The sequence below is a fragment of the Leclercia sp. LSNIH8 genome, from assembly GCF_002920195.1.
GTDB lineage: Bacteria > Pseudomonadota > Gammaproteobacteria > Enterobacterales > Enterobacteriaceae > Enterobacter.
In genome coordinates this window covers 1-625 of the sequence record NZ_PQJY01000042.1, presented here as the reverse complement: position 1 = coordinate 625, position 625 = coordinate 1, and the positions used below count along the sequence as shown (strand labels likewise).

General features: G+C 50.7%; 1 tRNA gene and 2 rRNA genes. All 3 read left to right on the top strand.

Annotated features, from left to right (window positions below):
• Positions 1–154: ribosomal RNA gene (locus C3406_RS26380) — 16S ribosomal RNA — on the top strand; the annotation flags it as partial.
• Between the two features lie 87 nt (positions 155–241).
• A tRNA-Glu gene (locus tag C3406_RS25875) sits at positions 242–316 on the top strand.
• A 208-nt stretch (positions 317–524) separates the two neighbouring features.
• Positions 525–625, top strand: a 23S ribosomal RNA gene (locus C3406_RS25870); the annotation flags it as partial.

Below are 625 nucleotides of genomic sequence, written 5' to 3'. Positions count from 1 at the left end.
TAGGTACACACCGCCCGTCACACCATGGGAGTGGGTTGCAAAAGAAGTAGGTAGCTTAACCTTCGGGAGGGCGCTTACCACTTTGTGATTCATGACTGGGGTGAAGTCGTAACAAGGTAACCGTAGGGGAACCTGCGGTTGGATCACCTCCTTACCTTAAAGAACCTGCCTTTGCAGTGCTCACACAGATTGTCTGATAGAAAGCAGAAAGCAAGACGGCTGCGAAGTCGTGACACCTCGTGTCCCCTTCGTCTAGCGGTTAGGACTCCGCCCTTTCACGGCGGCAACAGGGGTTCGAATCCCCTAGGGGACGCCACTTGCTGGGTGTGAGTGAAAGGCACAACCAATCAGTATCTCAAAACTGACTTGCGAGTCATGTTTGCGATATTTGCTCTTTAAAAATCTGGATCAAGCTGAAAATTGAAACGACACGCTGTGTCTGTTCTCCGTAATAAGAACAGATGAAGGCGTGTTCGAGTCTCTCAAATTTTCACAACACGAAGTGAAACAGCTTCGGGTTGTGAGGTTAAGCGACTAAGCGTACACGGTGGATGCCCTGGCAGTCAGAGGCGATGAAGGACGTGCTAATCTGCGAAAAGCGCCGGCGAGGTGATATGAACCCTTG